Origin of the sequence: Xanthobacter dioxanivorans (assembly GCF_016807805.1) — a bacterium.
In the GTDB taxonomy this organism is placed as follows: domain Bacteria; phylum Pseudomonadota; class Alphaproteobacteria; order Rhizobiales; family Xanthobacteraceae; genus Xanthobacter; species Xanthobacter dioxanivorans.
Map to the genome: position 1 here is coordinate 2,607,183 of NZ_CP063362.1, position 21,388 is coordinate 2,628,570.

Annotated in this window: 15 protein-coding genes and 4 pseudogenes; 8 read left to right on the forward strand and 11 right to left on the reverse strand. The window is 64.5% G+C overall.

From position 1 onward, the window contains the following. Nucleotides 1–87: 87 nt before the first annotated feature. Nucleotides 88–954 (reverse strand): LysR family transcriptional regulator, encoded by an 867-nt coding sequence (locus EZH22_RS12305; protein ID WP_231711444.1) that lies wholly within the window; start codon nucleotides 952–954, stop codon nucleotides 88–90. 54 nt (nucleotides 955–1,008) lie between these two features. Here EZH22_RS12305 and EZH22_RS12310 point away from each other — a divergent pair. The 3 genes and pseudogenes from EZH22_RS12310 to EZH22_RS12320 all read left to right on the forward strand — a co-directional run bounded on the left by EZH22_RS12310 (nucleotide 1,009) and on the right by EZH22_RS12320 (nucleotide 4,877). Next, nucleotides 1,009–2,180, forward strand: a pseudogene (locus EZH22_RS12310) (Ldh family oxidoreductase). 87 nt (nucleotides 2,181–2,267) lie between these two features. Further along, the gene (locus tag EZH22_RS12315) at nucleotides 2,268–3,572 is read left to right on the forward strand and encodes an MFS transporter (RefSeq protein ID WP_231711527.1); all 1,305 of its coding nucleotides are present in this window, start codon (nucleotides 2,268–2,270) and stop codon (nucleotides 3,570–3,572) included. A gap of 48 nt (nucleotides 3,573–3,620) precedes the next feature. Next, nucleotides 3,621–4,877, forward strand: a complete 1,257-nt coding sequence (locus EZH22_RS12320) for a lactonase family protein (RefSeq protein WP_203195892.1) — start codon at nucleotides 3,621–3,623, stop codon at nucleotides 4,875–4,877. A gap of 416 nt (nucleotides 4,878–5,293) precedes the next feature. Here the strand turns inward: EZH22_RS12320 and EZH22_RS12325 are convergent, their stop codons facing one another. After that, a complete protein-coding gene (locus EZH22_RS12325; RefSeq protein ID WP_203195893.1) occupies nucleotides 5,294–6,406 on the reverse strand; it encodes a Fic family protein in 1,113 nt (370 codons plus the stop codon). Nucleotides 6,407–6,612: 206 nt separating this feature from the next. Between EZH22_RS12325 and EZH22_RS12330 the strand changes: the two are divergent. Continuing rightward, nucleotides 6,613–6,837 (forward strand): annotated as a pseudogene (locus EZH22_RS12330) (HNH endonuclease); the annotation flags it as partial. Between the two features lie 175 nt (nucleotides 6,838–7,012). Here the strand turns inward: EZH22_RS12330 and EZH22_RS12335 are convergent. Then, nucleotides 7,013–7,585: a LysR family transcriptional regulator gene (locus EZH22_RS12335; RefSeq protein WP_231711445.1), complete on the reverse strand. Its 573-nt coding sequence runs from the start codon at nucleotides 7,583–7,585 to the stop codon at nucleotides 7,013–7,015. Nucleotides 7,586–7,623: 38 nt separating this feature from the next. Here EZH22_RS12335 and EZH22_RS12340 point away from each other — a divergent pair, with 38 nt between their 5' ends. Continuing rightward, nucleotides 7,624–8,508 (forward strand): hypothetical protein, encoded by an 885-nt coding sequence (locus EZH22_RS12340; protein ID WP_203195895.1) that lies wholly within the window; start codon nucleotides 7,624–7,626, stop codon nucleotides 8,506–8,508. 558 nt (nucleotides 8,509–9,066) lie between these two features. On the opposite strand, the gene EZH22_RS12345 is transcribed toward EZH22_RS12340, so the two are convergent. The 8 genes and pseudogenes from EZH22_RS12345 to EZH22_RS12380 form a co-directional block, all read right to left on the reverse strand. Then, nucleotides 9,067–9,768, reverse strand: a complete 702-nt coding sequence (locus EZH22_RS12345; protein ID WP_203195896.1) for an ABC transporter ATP-binding protein — start codon at nucleotides 9,766–9,768, stop codon at nucleotides 9,067–9,069. Further along, nucleotides 9,761–10,489, reverse strand: a complete 729-nt coding sequence (locus tag EZH22_RS12350) for an ABC transporter ATP-binding protein (RefSeq protein WP_203195897.1) — start codon at nucleotides 10,487–10,489, stop codon at nucleotides 9,761–9,763. Before EZH22_RS12350 ends, EZH22_RS12345 begins: the two co-directional genes overlap by 8 nt. Beyond that, nucleotides 10,486–11,475, reverse strand: a complete 990-nt coding sequence (locus EZH22_RS12355; protein ID WP_203195898.1) for a branched-chain amino acid ABC transporter permease — start codon at nucleotides 11,473–11,475, stop codon at nucleotides 10,486–10,488. The genes EZH22_RS12350 and EZH22_RS12355 overlap by 4 nt, the downstream gene beginning before the upstream one ends. Next, complete coding sequence (locus EZH22_RS12360) at nucleotides 11,475–12,353, reverse strand: branched-chain amino acid ABC transporter permease (protein WP_203195899.1); 879 nt, start codon at nucleotides 12,351–12,353, stop codon at nucleotides 11,475–11,477. Before EZH22_RS12360 ends, EZH22_RS12355 begins: the two co-directional genes overlap by 1 nt. Nucleotides 12,354–12,364: 11 nt before the next feature. Then, the gene (locus EZH22_RS12365) at nucleotides 12,365–13,606 is read right to left on the reverse strand and encodes an ABC transporter substrate-binding protein (RefSeq protein ID WP_203195900.1); all 1,242 of its coding nucleotides are present in this window, start codon (nucleotides 13,604–13,606) and stop codon (nucleotides 12,365–12,367) included. Nucleotides 13,607–13,636: 30 nt separating this feature from the next. Next, on the reverse strand, nucleotides 13,637–14,440 hold the full coding sequence (locus EZH22_RS12370; protein WP_203195901.1) for a putative hydro-lyase: 804 nt from the start codon (nucleotides 14,438–14,440) through the stop codon (nucleotides 13,637–13,639). Further along, nucleotides 14,437–15,159 (reverse strand): type 1 glutamine amidotransferase, encoded by a 723-nt coding sequence (locus EZH22_RS12375; RefSeq protein ID WP_203195902.1) that lies wholly within the window; start codon nucleotides 15,157–15,159, stop codon nucleotides 14,437–14,439. Before EZH22_RS12375 ends, EZH22_RS12370 begins: the two co-directional genes overlap by 4 nt. Nucleotides 15,160–15,170: 11 nt before the next feature. Next, nucleotides 15,171–18,787 (reverse strand): annotated as a pseudogene (locus tag EZH22_RS12380) (hydantoinase B/oxoprolinase family protein). Between the two features lie 136 nt (nucleotides 18,788–18,923). Here EZH22_RS12380 and EZH22_RS12385 point away from each other — a divergent pair. The 3 genes and pseudogenes from EZH22_RS12385 (at nucleotide 18,924) to EZH22_RS12395 (ending at nucleotide 21,198) form a co-directional block, all read left to right on the forward strand. Beyond that, nucleotides 18,924–19,532, forward strand: coding sequence for a helix-turn-helix domain-containing protein (locus EZH22_RS12385; RefSeq protein WP_203195903.1), 609 nt, complete (start codon nucleotides 18,924–18,926; stop codon nucleotides 19,530–19,532). A gap of 608 nt (nucleotides 19,533–20,140) precedes the next feature. Continuing rightward, a pseudogene (locus EZH22_RS12390) lies at nucleotides 20,141–20,839 on the forward strand (IS630 family transposase); the annotation flags it as partial. Between the two features lie 179 nt (nucleotides 20,840–21,018). After that, on the forward strand, nucleotides 21,019–21,198 hold the full coding sequence (locus tag EZH22_RS12395) for a Myb-like DNA-binding domain-containing protein (protein WP_203195904.1): 180 nt from the start codon (nucleotides 21,019–21,021) through the stop codon (nucleotides 21,196–21,198). Nucleotides 21,199–21,388: the final 190 nt, after the last annotated feature.

A 21,388-nucleotide genomic window follows, 5' to 3' on the forward strand; every position in this document is an offset into this window, starting at 1 on the left:
GGATTGCCGGTACCGCTGGTCTAGAACGGACCGGGAGTGTGCTCGGCTCTTATCGGCGGATAAGTTCTCCGGAGCGCCCGACTTGCCTCAGAGCGGTATCGAGGACGCTCCATTGCCGATGGCCAGCGCGGTCTCCTCTTCGGCTACCCGAATCGCGCGGGCGTGGGTGGAGGTCACCGGCCAGAGCAGTCCCAGCTCCCTTCGGGGTGCCGGCTCGGGGAGTGCATGCTTGCGGATGGTCAATCCTTCGGGAAGCGGCAGCGCGCGGTCCGGCACCAGCGAGACGCCGAGGCCGCGATGGACCAGGACGGCGATCGCATCGAGCGCGTCGAGTTCGATCCGGTCTTTCGGACGTATCCGCTGCTGCCGCAGGTAATTCTCCGCGATCTGGCCGGACCACAGGGAGCGATCGTAGCGCACCAGCGGCCGCTCCTTGAGTAGTCGGAGCGGATCGGCGCAGGCCTCGCTGCTGGAGGTTATGACGATAAAGCGCTCGGCCCTCAGGGCACGCCAGGCGAGGGTCTTGGGCAGCCTGAAGGGCGGATGGAACAGGAAACCTGCGTCCACCTCCCCCGCATTCAGCTTTTCGAAAATGTGAGCGGACGATCCCTTCTGGACGATGATTTCTAGGTCCGGATACTTCTGCGCCAGAGCAGGAAGCACGTCGCACAGGATGGTCGTGATGGCAGTCTGGGCGACGCCGAGCCGCAATTGTCCACGCGGCTTGTCTTGATCATGCACCGTCCTAAGGTCGCGCAGATCTCGCAGTATCCCTGCCGCGCGCAGCGCCAGCGCCTCGCCGGCCAAGGTGGGCCGGGCGGTGCGCCCCGAGCGGGCCATGAGGGCGAAGCCGAACTCCTCCTCCAGGGCACGGATCCGCAGCGCCAGCGTCGTCGGAGCGAGATTGAGCTGGCGAGCGGCCTCGGCGACGGAGCCGTGCTCGACCACGGCCACAAAGCACTCGAGAAAGCGCGTATCCATTGCTCATAAATCCTGCGTTATGAAGGCATGTATAGCTTCGTTTTCATATCCTATCCACCGCCCCATAATTGTCGTCAAGAAGCGTGCCGGCCGGCCCGGGAAAGATGCGGAAAGCATGCGCTTGTCCGCAGGAGTGGAGGAAGCGTTTTGTTGGACAAGCAATCGAAGCCGGTCCTGTCCGAGGCCGAGCTGACCGAACTCGCGACGACGGCGCTGACGGGGCTGGGCCTCGACCGGAAGGATGCCGTCGATGCCGCCCGTGTCCTAGCGCTCGCGGAGATGTTCGGCCTTGCGACCCATGGGGTCGGCCGCATTGAATCCTATGGCGAGCGCCTTCAGATCAACGGCATCAATCCGCGCCCGTCCATCACGGTCGAACAGGTCACGCCCGCACTTGTCCGCGTGGACGGCGACAATGGCGTCGGTCCCCTGGTCGGGATGCGGGCGCTGGAAGCCGCCATGGCCGCTACCGCAACCACAGGCGTCGCGCTGGCGCTGGCCCGCGGCAGCAATCATTTCGGTCCGGTCTCGCCCTACAGCCATATCGCCGCAGAGGCCGGCTTTGCTAGCCTCATTGGCAGCAACGCCACCACCACCATCGTGCCCTGGGGCGGACGCGAGGCGCGTCTTGGCAACAGCCCGTGCGGCTTCGGCTTTCCCAATCCCGGGGGCGATCCCATCATCCTCGATATGGCAATCAGCGTCGCGGCCCGGGCCAAGATCCGGAACGCCGCCAAGGCGGGCCAGCCCATTCCCGACACCTGGGCGACCGATCGGCTCGGTCGCCCCACCACCGATCCGAATGCGGCACTGGACGGCTTCCTCCTGCCCATCGGGGGCCACAAGGGCTACGGCCTCGCTCTGGTCGTCGACCTGCTGGCAGGCCTTCTCTCGGGTGCGGCCTATCTCACCCACGTCAAATCCTGGGTCGACGCGCCCGAAGAGCCACAGAATCTTGGCCATTACTTCCTTCTGATTGATACCCGGCGCCTCGGCCCCCCGATTGGCTGTCCGAGCGCATGGAAGATTTCGCCCACATCCTGCACACGACCCCGCCGGCCGATCCCAAGTCTCCCGTGCTGGTGCCCGGCGAGATCGAGAACCGGAACCTCGCGCGGGCACGGCGGGAGGGCATCGCCGTCGACCAGGCCCTGCTCGCCAAGCTTCAGGAACTGGCGTCCCGCTCGCCTCAGGACTGACCTCATCATATTGCCCGCACAAGACGGGCACCAACCAAGAAAGGCCTCGGCAACAAGAGGCTGAACGGGGAGGAAACCGTGACCAACATGGCCATCGAACAGACCAGTCCGCAAGGCGTCGCCCTGGATGATGACGCGCTCAGGCAAGCTACATTCCGCAAAGTGATCTGGCGGATGCTGCCCATCCTGACTCTGGGCTACGTCTTCAATTTCCTCGATCGCACCAACATTGCGTTCGCGGCCTTGCAGATGAACCGCGACATCGGCCTCTCCGCCACCCAGTTCGGCTGGGGCGCGGGCATCTTATTCATCGGCTATTGCGGATTTGAGATCCCGAGCAACATGATGCTCTACAGGTTCGGGGCCCGGATCTGGATCTCGCGCATCATGATTTCCTGGGGCCTCCTGTCGTGCGCCATGAGCCTGGTGTCGGGCCCGACGAGCTTCTACCTGATGCGGTTCGCGTTGGGCGTTGCGGAGGCCGGATTCTTTCCCGGCGTCGCCTTCTTCCTGTCGGCCTGGTTCCCGGCCCAGTATCGCGCGCGGATCCTGTCGTGGTTCCTCGTTGCCATTCCCTTCTCGTCGGTGATCGGGGGTCCCCTCGGCGGGATGCTGCTGGAGCTCGATGGCAACCACGGTCTTGCCGGATGGCAGTGGCTGTTCATCATCGAGGGGCTTCCGGCGGTCATCATCGGCCTCATCCTGTTGAAACTCTTGGCCGACCGGCCTCAGGACGCCAAGTGGCTCACCGACGACGAGAAGCGCGTCATCATCGCCAGCGTTGAAGGCGAGAAGCGCGATCGCGCCGTGACCAAGTTCGGCTCCGCTTTGCGTGACGTTCGCGTCTGGATCTGCACCGTCGTTTACCTGGGCTTCACCGTCGGTTCCTATGGCATCCAGATCTGGCTGCCGCAGATCCTCAAGCAGCAGAACCTGACCAATCTGGAGATCGGCTGGATTTCGGCGCTGCCCTATCTCGCCGCCAGCATCGGCATGATCCTGTGGGCCCGCTTCGCGGACCGGTCCGGACGCAAGGTCTTCAATCTCGCCACCTGCTGCGGCCTCGCCGCTGCCGGCTTTCTCATCGCCATCTCCACCGGGCGCTTCGACCTCTCCCTGCTGGGGCTCACCGCCGCACTCGTCGGCGTCACGGCAGCGCGGGCGATCTTCTGGTCGATCCCGACGCGGTTCCTCACCGGCATCGCGGCTGCGGGCGGCATCGCCTTCATCAACACCATCGGCACCACCGGCGGGTTCTTCGGCCCGACGGTCGTCGGCTGGCTCAAGGATGCCACCGGCACCTTCGAGGCCGGACTGCTAGCCATGGCCGGATTTCTCGCGGTGTCCATGGTCTTCGCCCTCCTGCTCAAGCTCGTCGTCCGCGACGAGTGAACCGGCGCCGCTCAACGTCGGCCCACTAGCCCATGCAGGAGCCTCAACATGATCGATCGGAGAGCCTTCTTGTCCGCTGTCGCCGGTAGCCTCACCCTCTCGGCCGCTTCGTCCGCGCAGACGCCACCCGGCAGGCTGGCGCTCTACGCGAACGTCGGGCCGGACCTCACCCACTATGATGTCGACGTGGAGGCACTGACCCTGACGCGTCGCGGCACCGTCACGCTGCCCGACAACGTGCAATATGCGTGGCCCCACCGCTCGCGGCGGTTCCTCTACGTCGCCACGAGCAACACCGCGCCCGGCAATGGCGCGACGCCTGGCACGGCCCATCACCTCAGCGCTCTCAGCATCGATGAACGCAGCGGCGAGCTCGGGCTTTATGGGGCGCCGGTGGCGCTACCCACGCGCCCCATCCACCTCTCCACCGACATTCCCGCGCAGAACATCCTGGTCGCCTTCAACCGGCCGAGCGCACTCAGGGTGTACCGCATCAACGGGGATGGCACGCCGGGAGAGGAGGTACGACAGCCGCAAATGCCCGATGCAGGCATCTATGCCCATCAGGTCCGCGTGACGCCGGACAACCGGCGCGCGCTCCTCGTCACCCGTGGCAACGAAGGAACCTCCGCGCGGCCCGAGGAGCCCGGCGCGATCAAGGTCTTCGACTATCGGCGCGGCCTTCTCACCAATGAGGTCTCCATCGCTCCCGACGGGGGCAGGGCCTTCGGCCCCCGTCATCTGGACTTTCATCCGACGAAGCCGTGGATTTTTCTATCTATCGAGACGCAGAACCAGATCGCGCTTATGAAGATGAGCGACGACGGCGTCGATCCCCGGCTTCTGTTCAGGGTTGGCACCCTTGATGGCTCGCACGCCGGACGGGCACGGCAGGCCGCGGGGCCGATCCATGTCCACCCCAACGGCCGGTTCGTCTATGTGGCAAACCGGGCGGAGCAGACCGAGGACGTCGACGGCGTCGAGGTCTTCAAAGGCGGCGAGAACAGCATCGCCGTCTTTGCGATCGATCAGGCGACGGGCGAGCCGCGGCCCATCCAGCATGTGGACACCCAAGGCATCCACCCGCGCACGTTCCATGTGGACCCGAGCGGCCGGATGATGGTGGTCGAGCACAATCTTCCAGTGACTGTGCGCTATGGATCAGGGATGAAGACGAATGCCGCCGGACTGTCCGTCTTCCGCGTCCATGACGACGGCAAGCTGACTTTTGCGCGCAAGTACGATGTGGATGTGGGCGCATACTCCATGTTCTGGATGGGCATAGTGGATCTGGATGCAAGTTGATCATGGTTCGCCAATGCTGCGGACCCATTCTCTATGGGAAGCGGCACAGCGGATCATCCTCTCGCCCTTGGAACCGATCGCGCCAGGGCATATGATCGACGGCTCTACAATTTTGCAGGCCGAACTTCGTCTTCTTCTTCGATGGGGAATTTGTCCAGCGCGCCGCGTTACAACGTGTCGGGTACTGCGCAATCATGGCAGTGCTTGCAACCGTGTTCTACCAACCACTTGAAAGACGGCGGTGCCCCAAAATGCGCAACTTGCCGAACGAGATGACCGAGCGGGATGTCCAATTCCTGGAGGTTCGCCAAAGTCTGCTTTTGGCGCTCCTCCAGATCGGGACCCTTTTGCCCGTTGCGTCCTGTTGACCGACAGAGCGCGATTATCGCCCTATGCCTCTCCCGAAGTTATGGCATTCAAGCTGTTCCCGGTAGGTTCAAATGGTAGCGCGTGTATCGGCGCTCGCCGATGCGCGTCAGGGCGCCTTTTTCGACTAGGTCGTGCAGGTCGCGCGTGGCGGTCGGACGTGAGGTGCCGGTGATCGCGATGTAGTTCTCCGCGCTCAGGCCACCCGTGAACCCGCCGGGACCCTCGCGGAACAGGCGGGCAACCACCTTCTCCTGCCGGTCGTTCATCTTGTCGCGGAAGCGATCGTAAAAGCGGGCCTTGGCGATGTGGAACGCCACGCGGTCGAGCGTCACCTGCTGGGCCTTGATGATCGTTTCGGCGAAATAGACCAGCCAGCCCGTGATAGCGAGCGTGCGCTGATGAACCTCGAGCTGGTCGTAATAGGCCTTGCGGTGCTGCTCGATGGTATAAGCGAGCGCGATCAGGGTCGGTTGCCCGATGTTCTGGGCGAGGGATTTTTCCGCGAGGGCTCGGCCGACCCGGCCGTTGCCGTCCTCGAAGGGATGGATGCTCTCGAAATAGAGATGCCCGATCCCGGCCCGGGTGAGTGCCGGCAGGGGCGTGTCGCCGTCCGGTGCTGAGCCATTGAACCAGTCGAGGTAGGCGGTCATCTCCTCTGGAACCCGGGAGGATGGAGGCGCCTCGAAATGCACCATCGGCCGATCATGCCGGCCAGAGACGATCTGCATCGCCTCCTCGTGGCGGCGATAGCCCCCGATCGTCTCCAGATGCCCGCTGTCCGCCATCAGCATGCGGTGCCAACGGAACAATGTGTCGGCGTCGAGAGGGGCCGCCCAGCTCCGGTAGAGATCCACCATCATCTCCGCGATGCCGCGCTCCTTCGGCTTCACGTTGCGATTGTCGGTATCGAGGCCGAGCTGGCGGCGCAGGGAGGATTGCACGCTGAGGCGATCCAGCGTCTCCCCTTCAATCGCGCTGGTCTTGACGGCCTCGTCGCTGAGCAGTTCGATCCGCAGCAGGTCGCGCTCGTCGTCGCTCACATGCCGGACCGCGCCGATCACCTCGCCGGTAAGCAGCAGGAACCGTCGCTCCAGCGGTTCAAGGGCGACCGGATCAAAGGCAAACTGCGGCCAGCCGTGCTGCGTCCAGTTCCACACCATGAGCGATAGAGCTCCTTTCTATAGCTCACATGATAGCGATTCGATGATTTATAGATAGGCGTCTTATCGCTCATGGCAAAGAGAAGGGAATACTGAACGTTTGTGCCGCGCCGGTAGTGCGCACGCGCGACCGAGAGTGAGTGGGCCCCTCGCTGCCGAATGCCCTCCAATGTGCGATACGATCGAACGGGGATCAGGGATGGCACATGGGATTCGGCGTCTTCATTCACCGCTCGGACTCGATCTACGACGACAGCCCGGCTGAACGGTATCAGTTCCCGCATCAGTATCTAGGACGGGTCGAGGCCTGCATCGGGGACTGGATTGTTTATTACGAACCCCGGAAGGTTGCCGAGACCCGCGGCTATTTCGCAATCGCCAGGGTCGAGCGCGTCGTTCCTGATCCTACCGCTGACGGGATGTATCTCGCTCCAACGTTATTCCGCGGCCGGACGCGACGAGATTGAGAAGCTTATATCGCCCACCGAGCTGAGCCTCGACATGGGGCTCGCATTCGACTTCCCGGATCTTGCGAATGACATAGTCTTGGATTCTCATCCCAGCCGCAGTGTCTCGGATAAGAATTTTCTCAGAACTGAGATCTCGCTATGTCAACGCGTCTTTGGCGGAAAGCGGATGGCCTTCAGGCAATGCCACAAGGACTTGTTCCGACCAAAGATAAGTCGTATCGCATTCCGGCCAATCGGCCAATCCGATGACAAAAGCGATATCAAGCTGAAATTGTCGAAGAGCACTTACATGTTCATGTGCCTCGCCTTCGACGAAATATATGTGAACGGGCCCATGTTTTTCATCATATGTTCGAAACAAGATCAACAGAAATCCCGAAGAAAGTGACGAAAACAGTCCTACTTTGATGTATCTCTCCTCAGCGCGACCAATGGCTGCCACCTCCGCTGCTCCGTCACGAATATGGTTCAAGGCGTGTCGGACCCGATGGAGGAAGTGTTGTCCAGCTATCGTCAGGTTAATCCCTCCAGGGTGTCGCAAGAACAGGGAAGCGCCGAGCTGGTCCTCGACGTCCCGGATCCGTTGACTCACGGATGATTCCTGCACCCCAAGTGCCGCCGCAGCCCTCCGAAAGCTCCCATGCTCGGCTGCAGCGACTAAATATCTGAGATGACGGATCTCAATTTCCGTATCATTATTATTTGACATCGGAAATGCTATCTATTTTTGAAAATTATAGATGTGGTATGCTCGTCTACGATTATACGGGCGCGGGAGACGTGGATTCGCCCCAGGCCTTCCAATTCACCACCTGGGACCCGACGGCCACGAGCGACATGCAGGCGCTCGCCGACGTCTTCGACACCAACCACAACGGCAAGCTCGATTCCGGCGATGCCCAGTGGTCGAGCTTCAAGGTGCTTGTCACCAACACCGACGGCACCACCACGCTCAATTCCCTCGCGCAGCTTGGCATCACCTCGATCAACCTCAAGCCGGACAACACGCAAGCCGTGCTGGCGGACGGCTCGCAGATGCTCGTCTCCACGACTTTCACCAAGTCCGACGGCTCCCCCGGAACCGCGGCCGACGTCGTGCTGAGCTGCGACAACGATGGCTGCCTCACGCAGCGCACCACCACCGTCAACGGCGACGGATCGAGCTCTATGGATGTGAAGGCCTACGATGCCGGCGGAAATCTCGCCAAAGAGACGATCAGCACCACCAGCGCAAATGGCCTCACAAGCGCCTTGCAGCAGGACGCCAATGGCGAGGGCATCTTCGAGAGCACTCAGACCCAAGCCATTGTCAACAATGGCGACGACGGCCGCACCACGACGCTTTCCTACACTAATGTGGTCGGTGCCCACGTCGATCGCACCACGACGACCCGCAGTGCCGACGGAAAAACAACGAATATCGACTACGATCTGGACGGCGACAGCGTCATTGACCAGCACGAAAGCCGGGTGACAAACGCCAGCGGCACGACCGTCACACTGACAGACCTTGCGCGCGACGGCTCATCGATTGATACCAGCGTGGTGACGACGACGGCGGACGGGCCTTGCGAAGACGGTCAAACAATATCTGGGCAGCAGCAGTGGCACGCTGATCGCGACCCAGAATGACACGACCGTGGTGCGGGCCAATGGCAACCGCGTCGAGAACATCGCGAACTACCAGGGTCAGACGATCAACCCAGGGGCGCGGGCCCCCGGCGAGATCATCACGACCAGCGCCGACGGCCGGACCATGACCACTGAAACGGACCTAGACGGCGACGGCTTTGCCGACCTGACCCGCGTGAATGCCATCGTGATCAACGCTGTCCCGCGAGGAGTTCGGCAAGCTCCTCGCCGAGGTGACGAAGAACATGGCCGACCGCCCCTTCGCCATGCCCGACGCCAACGGGGACGGCTAGCTGAGCGCCGAGGAAATGCGCTTTCCCGCTCAGATGATGGTACGGCCAGCCGGCCGCGTCCGGCACGAAGCCGGGGAACTGATTCAGGACTGGGGGCGCCCCCGCGCCGGGCCCGCCCCATCCTCCGATACGGAAAGGGAAAGACATGACCGTCTCAGTCTCCGCCGGATATTCCCGCACCCAGATCGCGCTGCATTGGGCGGTCCCGGCCCTCATGGCCGCATATTCGTCAAAATGTGGCGGGTGGTATTGCATGGCGCCGCTACTATGACAGATAGACAGATTCAAGGTCTGTCGCCCCTCCAATCGCATTCGATGGTCCGGACGAGATAATTTTACCATTTTTTAGCAGATAGTACCGGTCTGAGATTTTGATGCTCTGCTTTATCCGCTGTTCAACGAGAATTATACTCACTCCTTCTGCGCATATTTTTTCCACCGCAAAGAGAATTTCGTTTACGAGCTTGGGCATGATGCCTTGGGATGGCTCGTCCAGGAGCAGCAGGCGCGGTCGCGTCATCAGGGCTCGGCCTATGGCCAGCATCTGTTGTTCGCCGCCGGACAGCGTCTCCGCCCGCTGGTCCAGTCGCTCGGCTAGGCGGGGAAAGATATCGAACACTAGGTTCAGCGGCGCATCGCGCTGCGGGTCCCGCCGATGGAGATAGCTGCCGAGCCGCAAGGTATCCTGTACCGAGAGACGCGGGAACAGCCGCCTGTTTTCGGGCACGAAAGCAATGCCAGCCGCCGTGATGCGGTGCGGTGGCATTCGCTCGATCCGTGTGCCGAGGAACGACACCGTGCCCGCCTGGGCACGTTCCATCCCGGTAATCGATTTGAGCAGCGTGGATTTTCCCGCCCCATTGGCCCCGGCCACAAGAATGATCTCTGCCTCGCGCACGTCGATGGAAATATCCGAGATCGCCGTTAGTCCTTGGTAGGTGGTGGTGAGAGAGCGAACCTCAAGCATGATATTCCTCTCCCAGATAAGCAGAAACGACGCGCTCGTCTTTGAGCACGTCCGCAGGAGCTCCTTGCGTCAGGATCCGTCCCAGGTTGAGCACGATGGCGCGGTCGACAAGCGGCGCCACGATCTCCATGACATGCTCCACCAGCAGGATCGAGATGCCGGCCTCCCGAATCCGCACGATGAGGTCCATGCCTGCGCGCGCCTCGGAGGGCGTGAGGCCCGACATGACCTCGTCGAGCAACAACAGCTTCGGGCGCGTCGCCAGGGCCCGCGCGACCTCTAGCCGGCGCTTCTCCGCGGGCGTCAGTTCGCTGGCCGGAACCTCGGCGCGCCGCGTGAGCCCCACGAAGTCGAGCACCTCATATGCGTTCCGGCGCGCCTGACGCGCGCCCTCGCCGCAGGCAAGGGCCCCGACGATGACGTTCTCCAGCGTATTCATCGAGTTGAAACTTCGCATCACCTGAAAGGTCCGCGAGAGGCCCAGACGACACCGCCCGCTCGGGCGGAGGGCGGTGACATCCCGTCCCAGGAAGGAGACTGAGCCGGACGTCGGCGATACGGCTCCGGCAACGATGTTGAACAGGGTCGATTTGCCCGCCCCGTTCGGGCCGATCAGGCCAACGATCTCCCCTTCCTGCACGGACAGGGAAATGTCGTCGTTCGCAAGCAGTCCGCCGAAGCGGCAGGTGATGTGACCCACATCCAGGATGGTGGCGCTCATGAGGGATGCACCTGTTTTGTTCGGGGCAACGCGAAGAGGCTCACGAGGCCCTGCGGCCGCAGCAGCGAGACCAGGAGGATGAGCGCGCCGTAGATGATGAGGTCGGTGCCGTTGCCGGAGCCGCCGAGATAGCTCCGCGTCAGTTCCGACGTGGGAATGAGCACCACCGCGCCGAGGACCGGCCCCCACAGGGTGCCGATGCCCCCCAGCACCGCCGGCAGGGCGATGAGCAGGGAGAAATGGAAGCTCATCACGCTTTCCGGGTCGATATAGGACACGAACTGCGCGTAGAAGGAGCCGCAGACCGCCGTGAAGAAGGCGGATATGGCGGCCGCGGCGACCTTCGAGCCGAAGACTTCGACCCCGAGGCTTTCGGCCGCCTCCGGGTTATCCTTGATGGCGCGCCACCAGAACCCCCATTTCGACCGCTCCAGCACCAGCGAGGCGACCCAGGCGATGAGCGCGAGAGCAAGGGCCGTGAGAATATAGGGCACCTTGTCCCGCGCGAACTGGAGCGTCGCCCAGCTGTCCGCCTCGAATGGAATCTGGATGCCCAGCGCGCCGCCCACCCATTCCCAGTTCAGCATCAGGAGAAACCCGACCTCCGCCACCACGAAGGTCGCGATGGTGAAGTAATGGCCGCTCAGCCGGAACAGGAAATAGCCCAGTGCCGCCGCCAGCCCGCCGGCGAGCGCACCGCCGACGAGCATTCCGAGCCAGGGCGACACGTCCGCGCGTACGAACAGCAGCGTGGAGGCATAGGCGCCGATGCCGAAGTAGAGGCCGTGCCCCAGAGAGATCTGGCCGCAGTATCCGCCCAGGATGTTCCAGCTCTGGGCCAGCGCCGCATACATCAGCGTTAGCACCAGCACGTTCTGCACATAGGGGTCGCTGACCCAGCGGGTGAACACCAGCACCCCGGCCGTGGCCAAAAGGGCGATGGCGACCTGCCCGCGCGATTGTGGAGTCTTGCTTGTCCCAAACATCAGAATTTCCCGAATAGGCCGCGCGGGCGGAAGATGACGACGGCCAGGAAAAGAATGTAGATGCCGATGGATTTCATCGCGGGTGGCGCAACCAGGGTCATCGCCGCTTCCGCCAGCCCGACGATGACGCCGGCCAGCAGGGCGCCGAAGATGCTGCCAAAGCCGCCGAGGACAACCGTGATGTAGGCGATCACGGCGAATGGCGCGCCCACATCTGGATAGATGTAGTAGAAGATCGCCAGCACGGAGCCGGCGAGGCCGATGAGGGCCGCGCCGATTCCCCAGCCGATCATGAACTCGCGATCCTTGTCGATACCCACGAGGGCCACCGCGCCTGCATCCTCGCGCGTCGCCTCAAGGGCGCGGCCGAGATCCGTCCGCGTCATGAGGGCGAACAGGGCGCCGAAGGCCGCCAGCGAGATCAGCCCACCCGCCAGCTGAGGCAGCGGCACCACGATTCCGGCCAGCGCCACCGTCTTGCCGCCGAGCAGGCTCTCCGGCAGGGAGCGGTAGTTCGGTGTCAGGAAATATTGCGCCACGCCGCGCATGGTGATGGCCAGGCCGAAGGTGGCGAAGATCTGCACCATGCCGACATTGGTCTTGGCCCGCATGGCGTGGCGGATGACCCCCACATAGGTGAGGGCCCCGAGCACGAACAGCGCCCCCACCGCCAGCGGCGTCATCACCAGCGGGTCGATGCCGGAGAAGACCACAAGGCCGAACATCACATACATGGCGATCATCAGGAATTCGCCATGGGCGAAGTTGACCACGTCCATCAGGCCGAAAATGAGCGAGAGCCCCACTGCGACGAGGCCGTAGATCAGCCCCATCAGCAGCCCGCTCAGCAGCACCTGGATCAGTGTATCGCTTGTCATGTGGGCCCCCGTCAGCGCATTGGCCACTTGACGGGGCGCACGGCGACGTCGGGCGGGAAGATGGTGGCGAAGCGGCCGTCGATATACTGGAGGAGGACCGGGTTGAGGCCGGTATTCTGGCCGTCCGGCCCGAACTTCACATACTTCCAGGGCATGATGGTGCGGTCGCCGGGAAGATCGGTGGCGGCGAGGGCGTCGCGAACCGCGGGGCCGGAGGTGGAGCGCGCGCGGTCGATGGCGTCGGCGAGGAGGATCACCGCCATGAATTCCCGCGAGGTGTTCTCGTTCATGTCCTTGCCGGAGCGGGCGCGATACAGGTCGTTGATCTTGGCGATCATCGGCCGCCGCTGGGCCAGGTCGAGGGAGAATTCAGCGCGGGTGATCAGGCCGTCCACCTTGTCGCCCACCGCATCATAAAGCGCCTTGTCCACGAAGCCGGCCGCCTGGGCGATCATCGCCGGAGGCTGGAAGCCCAGATCGTTCATGGTCTTGATGAGCAGGATGGCGTCGGTGGTGTAGCTCGAAGGCAGTAGCACGTCCGGTTGCGCGGCCTTCAGCTGCTGCACCTCGGAGGTGAGCGAGGGCGAGTTGGCCCGGTACTTGATGTCGGCCACGATCCGGTAGCCGCGGCTCTCCGCCAGCTGGCGCTGAATGTTGGAGGAATCGGTCCCGAAGATGGTGTCCTCGTGGAACAGGGCGATCTTCTCCACCGCCCGGCCGCCCTTACGCTCGGCATCGAGGAAATCGAACATCACCTTCGAGAACTGCTCGTCGTCCGCCATGGCGCGGAAGAAGTAGCGCAGCTTGCGCCGCTGGAGCGTCGGCGAGGAGGAATCCGCGGCCAGGAAAGGCACCTGGTAGCGGTCGGCGGTGGTGCTCACGGTGGTGGCGACCGAGCTGTGGTAGGTGCCGAAGATGGCGGAGACCTTCTCCTGCGTAATCAGGCGCTCGGCTTCCGCCCGCCCCTTCTGCGGATCGCCCTGGTGATCGGCGAACACCACCCGCACCTTGGCGCCGCCAAGGCCCGCGAGGCCGGCGTTGCGGGCGGTGGGCAGGTCCAGGTCGTGCACCGTGTTGACCACGTCGAGCGCGGTCTCCACCGCCAGCTTCGCATCGAAGCCGACCTGCGCGCTGGCGCCGGTGAGCGGGTAGATCGTCCCAATGGTGACCTCCGGCACGGCTTGCGCCTGGGCGCGGCCGGCGGCGGCGAGCGAGAGGCCGGCGATGCCGGCAATGAGTTCCCTGCGGTTCATGGAAGGTTTCCTTGTTGTTTGCTGAAAGCCTCAAGTCGCGCCGAGACGCGCGTTGAGAAGGTCGGTCACCAGCAGGCGCCCAGGCGCGTGGGTGATGGCGAGCGGCGGCGCGGCATGTTCGATCACCGTCTGCGGCGTGTATCCGCATGCCCAGAACACCGGAATCTCGCCGGGCCGCAGCGGCACCGGGTCGCCGAACGCGGGGGCCGAAAGGTCGGCGATGCCGATGGCCTCCGGCGCCCCCAGATGCACGGGCGCACCATGGACCGCGGCAAAGCACGAGGTGATCTCGATGGCCCGGATGGCATGCGCCGGCGTGAACGGGCGCATGGACACCACCATCTTCCCGGACAGGCGGCCGGCTGGGCGGCAGGCCAGGTTGGTGCGGTACATGGGCACGATGGAGCCGCACTCCACATGGCGGATGCCCAGGCCGGCGGCGCCCAGCGCCTCCTCGAACGAGTAGGAGCAGCCGATGACGAAGGCCACGAAGTCCTTCCGCCAGTGGGCGATGATGTCGGGCACCTCGGCCACCAGCTTTCCGTGATCGTAGATCCGGTAGGCGGGCAGATCGGTGCGGATGTCGAGGTCGAGGCCCAGCTCCTCGAAGGCGGGATCGCCGGGATCGCCGACGGCGATGAGCGGGCAGGGCTTGGGATTGCGCTGGCAGAAGCGCAGGAAGTCGTCGGCCCAGTCCCGCGGCAGGATCACGATGTTGCCCTGCACATAGCCCGCGGCGATGCCGGAGGTGAGGCCGGCGAACGCCCCGCTGCGGCAGGCCAGGCGGATCGCGTGCGGCGAGGCCCCGGCGGGAACCAAGGAGGGCGCGCTCATCGGCGCCTCCCTGCGGCGGCGGCCGCCTGCGCCGCCACGATGGCGAGGAAATTCTCGAACATCGTCGCTGCCGGCCCGCAATCCACCGCAGCCGCGGCGGCCTGCCCGGTGTCGTAGCCGGCGGCGCGGAAGCGCTCCTCGTCCTGCGAGAACCACGCGCACAGCCCGGCCCGGTCGTATTCGGGATGAGGCTGCACGCCCCAGGCCGGGCCGCCGCGCCAGCGCCAGATCTGGTTGCTGCAGGCCGCGCTCGCCGCCAGCACCTCCATGTCGGGATGGCCCGGCACCACCTCGTCGCCATGCCAGTGGAACACGTCCAGGCGATCCGGCAGATTCGCCAGCAGCGGGTCATCGGATGCCGCGGGCGCACGCACGATTTCGCCGAAGCCGCTCTCCCGCGCGCGGCGCCGCTGCACCACGTCCACCCCGAACAGCGCGGCGCCGAGCATCTGCGAGCCGAAGCACAGGCCGAGGACCGGCACGCCCGACTGCGCCAGGCGCCGCAGGGTGCCCCGCTCCTCGACGATCCAGGGGTCGAGATCATAGGCCGATGAATCGCTCGGGCCGACGAAGACGCCGCAATATTCGAGGGGTGCCGGCAGGGTGGACGACTGGGCGCGGATGCGCTCCACCGGCCAGCTGCGCTCCTCGAGCAGCTGCTCCAGCCGGTTCCTGGGCTGGGCGCGGTTCCAATTGTCGATGTAAAGGAACGGTTTCATGCGGCTTCCCCTCAGCTGCGATCGCCCGGCGCGCCGAAGCCGCCGCCGCCGGGGGTCTGGATCTCCACGCAGTCGCCCGCAGCCACCATGGCGCGGCTGCAGCTGCCCAGGGGCTCGATGGTGCCGTCGGCGCGCAGCAGGGCATTCAGGCCGGGCGCACCCGGCGCGCCGCCCTTCACGCCATAGGGCGGGATGCGCCGGCGGTTGGTGACCACGGCAAGTTCCATCGGCCGCAGGAAGCGTAGCCGCCGCACGGTGCCATCCCCGCCGCGGAACCGCCCCGCCCCGCCCGATCCAGCGCGGATGCTGAAGTCTTCGAGCCGCACCGGAAAGCGCAGTTCAAGCACTTCCGGGTCGGTCATCAGCGAGTTGGTCATGTGGGTGTGGACGGCCGAGGTGCCGTCGAAGCCCTCCACCGCGCCGGCGCCGCCGCAGATCGTCTCGTAATACTGGTATTCCGCGTCGCCGAAGGTCACGTTGTTCATGGTGCCCTGGCACGCGGCGTGGATCTGGAGGGCGCCGAACAGGGCATCGGTGACCAGCACCGATGTTTCCGGATTGCCTGCGGCCACCGCCGCCGGATAGCGCGGATTGAGCAGCGAGCCCTCCGGGATGATGATGGTGATGGGCCGCAGGCAGCCCGCATTCAAGGGAATGTCCCGCTGCACCAGGGTGCGGAACACGTAGAGCACCGCCGACCGAGTGATGCAGGGCGGGGCATTGAAATTGAGCGGCACCTCGGCGCTCGTTCCGGTGAAGTCGATGGTCGCGCTGCGCGATTCCCGCTCGATGGAGATGCGCACCGAGACCTGGAAGCCGAGGTCGTGCTCGTAGGTGAAGGTCCCGTCATCCAAGGTGGAGATGACCTGCCGCACCTCCTCTTCCGCCGCATCCTGGATATGCCCGGCATAGGCGAGCGGCACCGCCGACCCGAACTCGGCGCATAGGCCCCGCAGCTCCGCCGCGCCCCGCATGCAGGCCGCCACCTGCGCCCTGAGGTCCGCCAGGTTCTGCTCCGGGTTGCGCGCCGGATACCGGCCCGAGCCGAGCAGCGCGCGCATCTTCTCCTCAAGGAACACCCCCGCCTCCACCAGCAGGGTGGGCTCGATGAGCACGCCCTCATCGAGGATCGAGGTGCTGTCGGGGGCATGGACCCAGGGGTCGATCCGCCCACGTCGGCATGGTGGCCGCGCGATGCGGTGAAGAACATCAGCTCCCGGCCCTGCGCGTCGAACACCGGGGCGATGACGGTGATGTCCGGCAGGTGGGCGCCGCCGCGATAGGGTGAGTTGAGAACGAACACATCGCCCGGCTTGAAGCTCTCCCCGAAGGCATGCAGCGCCACCTCCACGCTCTCGGACATGGCGCCCAGATGGATGGGAATGTGGGGCGCATTGGATACGAGGTTTGCCGCGCGGTCGAAGATGGCGCAGGAAAAGTCGAGCCGCTCCTTGATGTTGACCGAGTGCGCGGTGTTGATGAGCGCCTGGCCCATCTGGTCGGCGATGGCCATGAAGCGGTTGTTGAAGACTTCGAGATAGACCGGATCGGCCACATCCGGCGTCAGGAGCGGATTCTCCTTTTGGCCGGCGCGGGTCAGCAGGATGGCGCCATCCGCCATCACCTGCGCGCCCCATCCGGGGTCCACCACCGTGGTCGCGTTCCGGTCGATGATCATCGCCGGGCCGGGCAGGCGCTGGCCTGCAGCCAGGCTCTCGCCGTGAAAGACGGGAAGCGGATGGAAGGCGCCATCCACATAGAGCCGGCTGGCGGCGATGGGCGCGGCGGGCTCCCCCTCCGCCTGCGGGCGCAGCGCGACATCCTCCACCCGGGAGTGGCCGATCGCCTCCACGGACAGGGCCTCGACGATGACGGCCTTGCCCGGCAGCGTGAAGCCGTAGCGCGCCGCATAGGCAGCGACGAAGGCGGCGGCCGCCTCTTCCATTCGGGCGAACGCGACCTGCAGGCCCACATTCGAGCCCTCGTAGCGCAGCGTCGCCCGCCGCTCGAAGGTGATGTCGCCGGCGTGGATGCCCTGGGCGGCGAGCCTCGCGGCGGCCTGTCGAAGCAGAGCCTCGCTCCTGGCCTCGAACTGCGGGCAGGAGGCCGGGTCAAGTCGGGCCTCGACACTCTCCTCCTCGATCACCCGCAGGTTGGCGACCCCCATGCCATAAGCGGACAGGACCCCGGCCAGGGGATGCACCAGCACGCGGGACATGCCGAGCGCGTCGGCCACGTCGCAGGCATGCTGCCCGCCGGCGCCGCCGAAGCTGCACAGCACATATCTGGCGAGGTCGTATCCCTTTTCGATGGAGATCTTCTTGATGGCGTTCGCCATGTTCTCCACGGCGATCCGCCGGAAGCCCTCCGCGCAATCGTGGATGGACTTTCCGCGGCCGGTCCGCAGCGCCAGTTCCGCTGCGAGGGCCTCGAAGCCGGCCCGGGTGGCGTCCGCATCCAGCCCCTGGTCCCGGCCGGGCCCGAAGATGCGGGGGAAATGCTCCGGGGCCAGCCGGCCGAGCAGGAGATTGCAATCGGTCACCGTGAGCGGCCCGCCGTTGCGATAGCAGGCCGGCCCCGGATTGGCGCCCGCCGACCCCGGGCCGATGCGGAAGCGCTGCCCGTCCAGGGACAAAAGCGAACCGCCACCGGCGGCGACGGTGTGGATGGCCAGCGTGGGCACGCGGATGCGCACGCCGGCAATCTCGCTTTCCGTCGTGCGCTCAAGCTCGCCGGCATAATGGGTGACATCCGTGGACGTGCCGCCCATGTCGAAGCCGATGATGCGATCGAAGCCCGACGCACGCGCCGCCTCCACCGCGCCGACGATCCCGCCCGCCGGCCCCGACAGCACGCAATCCTTGCCGCGGAAGGCGTCCGCGGCGATTAGCCCGCCGTTCGACTGCATGAAGAGCAGCGGCGTGCCGGACAATTGGTCCTTGAGCTGGGCGATGTAGCGGCGCAGGACCGGCGTCAGGTTCGCATCGACCACCGCCGTATCGGCGCGGCTGATGTATTTGATCAGGCGGCTGCACTCGTGGGACATGGCCACGAACGCGAAGCCGGCCTCCCGCGCGATCTGCGCCGCCGCGATCTCGTGGGAGGGATTGCGATAGCTGTGCATGAAGGCGATGGCCAGCGAGGCATAGCCCTGCGCGCGCAGCTGATCGGTGTCGAGCCCGGTGACCACCGAGCCGTCCGCCGCCATCCGCTCGTCGATCTCCACGGCGGTTGCATGCAGGCTTTCCGGCAGGACGATGTGCAGGTCGAAAAGGCGCGGGCGGTTCTGGTAGCCGATGCGCAGCGCATCGCGAAAACCGCGGGTGACCAGCAGCGCCACCGGCTCGCCCCTGCGCTCCAGCAGGGCGTTGGTGCCCACCGTCGTGCCCATTCGGATGACTTCGATCGCCCCGGGCGGGGTGCCGTCGCCGCCCGGGCCCTCCAGAATACTGCGGATGCCGATCACCGCCGCATCGTCTTCGACGCCCGGCTGAGCGGAGAGGACCTTGGCGGTTTGAATAGTCCCGTCCGGTGCCCATGCAACCACATCGGTAAATGTGCCGCCGCGGTCGATGCCAAAAATATAGGCAGGATGATGACTATTGTTTGCCTCGCCCGCTGCTGTCACGTGAACCTCGAAGGTAAAGGAAGCAATTCCGATTGTGTCGTTCGGCCCCGCTGGAGCGGTTGCCAAAGCATCGGGAAATAGTGCTTAATTCCCTCGGGGGTGATGAGGCGGCATATATGCGTATGAGGCGATCGACATGAGCCAGTGTTGGCGCGATCAGATCCGGCGTTACCGACGTGTCCACGGATTGACGCAGGCTGGGCTCGGGGAGCGGCTGAACGTGGAGCAGGCCACGGTTTCACGCTGGGAGCGCGGCACCCATGTGCCGGAACTGGGCATGCAGCGCCGGCTGCGCGACCTGATGCGGGACCCCTCCAGCCGATCGGACCTCGCTTTCTTCCACCGCATTCAATGCGCGCTCTCCGCCGTGAAGGTGGCGAACCGGTCCGCGGTCAATATGGCGGCGTCCTCGCAGGCCGCGCAGCTGCATGGCGTCCAACTGGCCGATCTGGCGCAATGTGATTATCGCCGGTATTTTACCGACCTGCTTGAGACCCAGTGGGGCATCGCCTGCCAGAACGGGTTCTTTGCTGGGGAGGTCGCGAGCATCAAGGTCGCAAGCTACTGGAGACCGGCATGCGGCACGCAAATCAGGCATTGCATATCATACTGGACGCCGACAAGGCTGAATGATGGAGAGTATGTTCTTGTCAGCGAATTCCGCGAGATAGAAAAAGATTATTTTGAAACACTATCTCCGGAAGGGCGGGTCGTAATGGTATTCATGGACGAAATTGTTTTTTAGAAAATCGAAATTATCGCGATAACGGGAGGGGAGTGAAGAGTATTCGACCATGGTCGACCCTTCATCGCATCCCTGACGAGAACCGGGCATAGATCTGTTCCTCCTTCTCTCACATGGGTCTGACCTCATGAGGTGGATGGCGCCGGTGAACACGCAGGCACTGGGCTTCCACCTCGTGCCGCTCGCTGACCGTATCCTTCAGGAAATCCGCGCTGGAGAGCGGGCCTTCGCCGACAAAACCCCGCAGCCGACGCTCAGTCCATCGCGCCCGCCAGCAGGACAACCGCTTTGACGTTGCCCCTCGGGGTTCGGTGTTCAGTCTCGGAGTGTGGTGGAATCAGTCCATCTGGCCCCACATTCAGGGATGACTTATGGGCCAGATACTTCATGGCGGCGCCACGACCACGCACGCCATCCCTCGAGGACCCGCCACTGAAATCACGTGGCTTGCCGCGTAGCTTCTTCGTCTTGACGCTGCAGCGTGCCTTCGGTCATGCCGCCGCCGCGCTCTCAGGGTGTACTTTCGGGGCAAAGAGCTAGTGGATTGACCGAGACAGAAGAGTCCGTTGGTGGATTCCGTTTGGCCCCGGTTTGTGCTTGTCTGGCGCATGCGCAACGGGATCACGGTCACTCTCGACGAGGCGGACCGGGAACGGCTCCTCGCCCTGGTTGCCGATCGCAACACGCCGCAGAAACACGTCTGGCGCGCTCGGATCGTGCTCATGAGTGCCGACGGCGTCGGCACCCACGCCATCATGGCCGAGTTCGGCACGGCGAAGACCGCCGTCTGGCGCTGGCAGGCCCGCTTCATGGCGGAAGGCGTCGAAGGGCTGTTGCGCGACAGGACGCGGCGCCCGGGCAAGGTTCCCGTGGCGGAAGACAGGGCCTCGGCCGTGATCGCTATGACACTGAAGCCGCCGCCCCATGAGGCCACTCACTGGACCACGCGGGCCATGGCCAAGGTCGCGGGACTGCCGGTCTCCACGGTGCAAAAGATCTGGAAGGCCCATGGCCTGGCCCCGCATCGCTGGCGGCAGTTCAAGCTCTCCAACGATCCCGCCTTTGCCGAGAAATTGCACGACGTCGTCGGGCTCCACGTCAGCCCGCCGGCCCATGCCCTGGTGCTGAGCATCGACGAGAAATCGCAGATCCAGGCGCTCGACCGCACCCAGCCCGGACTGCCGCTGAAGAAGGGCCGCGGCGCCACCCTGACCCACGACTACAAGCGCCACGGAACCACCACGCTGTTCGCCGCGCTCGATGTCCTGAGCGGCGCGGTGTTCGGGCGCAACATGCAGCGCCATCGGAGCTATCATTGCCGCCAGGAACAGAGGGTTCCAAGCGTTGGAGTCAATCCACTGGGGCCCGATTGTGCCCCGAGCTGCGGGATGGTGTCGGCACGCCTCTACACGTCCGGCCGCTCGGCGCCATCACTGATATAGATAGTGCGAATGCTGGATATGTCCCGGCAGAGTAGGAGCAGATCATGGCCGAGCGATTTGAACGGCACCGCCAACCCTGGACGCATGAGGAACTCGAAAAGCTCAAATTGCTCGCCAAGAAGGGCATGGCACTCAAGGCGATTTCGAAAGCAATGACGCGTAGCGAGGAATCCATCAAAGACCGCGCCAAAATCGATGGCATTGGGATCGCCAAGCTCCGTTAGGTCCTGCTCACGGCACAGCTCTGAGCGCCACGCCAGGACCGCTGCAACCTCGCCGTCGTCTAGGAACCGAACTCCAGCGACCTCAAGGGCGAGATGCAATCCTCATCCCCTCCCGAGGTGCAAGTCTGTTTCTCTGAACCTAGCTTTCCGACGATTGGCGGCCGCCAAACAAGCCACCGGCGGGCTCCGC

Coding starts and splice junctions, on each gene's coding strand:
- EZH22_RS12315 (WP_231711527.1), top strand. CDS start 2,268: ATGGCCATCGAACAGACCAGTCCGCAAGGCGTCGCCCTGGATGATGAC.
- EZH22_RS12320 (WP_203195892.1), top strand. CDS start 3,621: ATGATCGATCGGAGAGCCTTCTTGTCCGCTGTCGCCGGTAGCCTCACC.
- EZH22_RS12325 (WP_203195893.1), bottom strand. CDS start 6,406: ATGGTGTGGAACTGGACGCAGCACGGCTGGCCGCAGTTTGCCTTTGAT.
- EZH22_RS12335 (WP_231711445.1), bottom strand. CDS start 7,585: ATGTCAAATAATAATGATACGGAAATTGAGATCCGTCATCTCAGATAT.
- EZH22_RS12340 (WP_203195895.1), top strand. CDS start 7,624: ATGCTCGTCTACGATTATACGGGCGCGGGAGACGTGGATTCGCCCCAG.
- EZH22_RS12345 (WP_203195896.1), bottom strand. CDS start 9,768: ATGCTTGAGGTTCGCTCTCTCACCACCACCTACCAAGGACTAACGGCG.
- EZH22_RS12350 (WP_203195897.1), bottom strand. CDS start 10,489: ATGAGCGCCACCATCCTGGATGTGGGTCACATCACCTGCCGCTTCGGC.
- EZH22_RS12355 (WP_203195898.1), bottom strand. CDS start 11,475: ATGTTTGGGACAAGCAAGACTCCACAATCGCGCGGGCAGGTCGCCATC.
- EZH22_RS12360 (WP_203195899.1), bottom strand. CDS start 12,353: ATGACAAGCGATACACTGATCCAGGTGCTGCTGAGCGGGCTGCTGATG.
- EZH22_RS12365 (WP_203195900.1), bottom strand. CDS start 13,606: ATGAACCGCAGGGAACTCATTGCCGGCATCGCCGGCCTCTCGCTCGCC.
- EZH22_RS12370 (WP_203195901.1), bottom strand. CDS start 14,440: ATGAGCGCGCCCTCCTTGGTTCCCGCCGGGGCCTCGCCGCACGCGATC.
- EZH22_RS12375 (WP_203195902.1), bottom strand. CDS start 15,159: ATGAAACCGTTCCTTTACATCGACAATTGGAACCGCGCCCAGCCCAGG.
- EZH22_RS12385 (WP_203195903.1), top strand. CDS start 18,924: ATGAGCCAGTGTTGGCGCGATCAGATCCGGCGTTACCGACGTGTCCAC.
- EZH22_RS12395 (WP_203195904.1), top strand. CDS start 21,019: ATGGCCGAGCGATTTGAACGGCACCGCCAACCCTGGACGCATGAGGAA.